General features: G+C 74.0%; 1 protein-coding gene and 1 pseudogene. One reads left to right on the top strand and one right to left on the bottom strand.

What is annotated here, in order from left to right:
* Positions 1-222: pseudogene (locus tag AC2W7A_RS13165) on the bottom strand (hypothetical protein); the annotation flags it as partial.
* Between AC2W7A_RS13165 and AC2W7A_RS13160 the strand changes: the two are divergent.
* A partial coding sequence (locus tag AC2W7A_RS13160) for a zf-HC2 domain-containing protein (protein ID WP_485991714.1) occupies positions 215-666 on the top strand: 452 nt, incomplete at its 3' end. The pseudogene AC2W7A_RS13165 and the gene AC2W7A_RS13160 sit on opposite strands and share 8 nt — an antisense overlap.

Raw genomic sequence — 666 nt, 5'->3', positions numbered from 1 at the left:
CGCCGGCACCCGTGCCGACCTCCACCACGGCCGAGGACGGAGCGGGGTGGCGGCCAGGACGGTGAGCAGGGCGGCGGTGCCGGGGGAGACGGCGCGCAGGCCGAGTTCGGCGGAGCGCTCGCGGGCCCGTTCGGTCACCTCGGTCTCCACGGGACGGGACTCGGCATAGGCCCAGGAGGCGTGCTTGTCCGAGGACTGGGGGCTGACGGGCTTCATGCTCACGTGTGCTGCTCTTCCTTCTGCGGGGAGCCCGGACTGCGGGCACCGATCCAGTGTACGGACCCGGCGTGTCGGGCGTCCCGGCCGCCCGGCCGCGGGAATCCCGAGCAGTCCCCGGCCGGGATTCAGCCTTCTCCCAGCCGTGGTGGACAGAATGGCGGTGAGCCAGCGGGTCCTGGGGCGAATACGCCTCGAGGCCCTGCGGACGGACCCAGGGAAGGAGACGTGCGGACCGATGACCCGCCACCCCCTGGGCCGACTCGACGGATATCTTGAGGGAACCCTGACCGGACGACGGCGGCGGCGTGTGTCCGACCACCTCGCCTCCTGTGCGTACTGCAGCGCCGTCGCCCAGGAGCGCTCCCGGGTCCTGGCGGCTGCGCGCCGGGTGGAGCGCCATCGTGTGCACGGGGCGGCACCTGCCGGCCACGGGTCCAGCGCGGCGCC

Source organism: Micrococcus sp. LASM2_SD2 (assembly GCF_057364565.1).
Note: the sequence above shows the minus strand (reverse complement) of the source record. Positions and strands in the feature narration are given on the sequence as shown.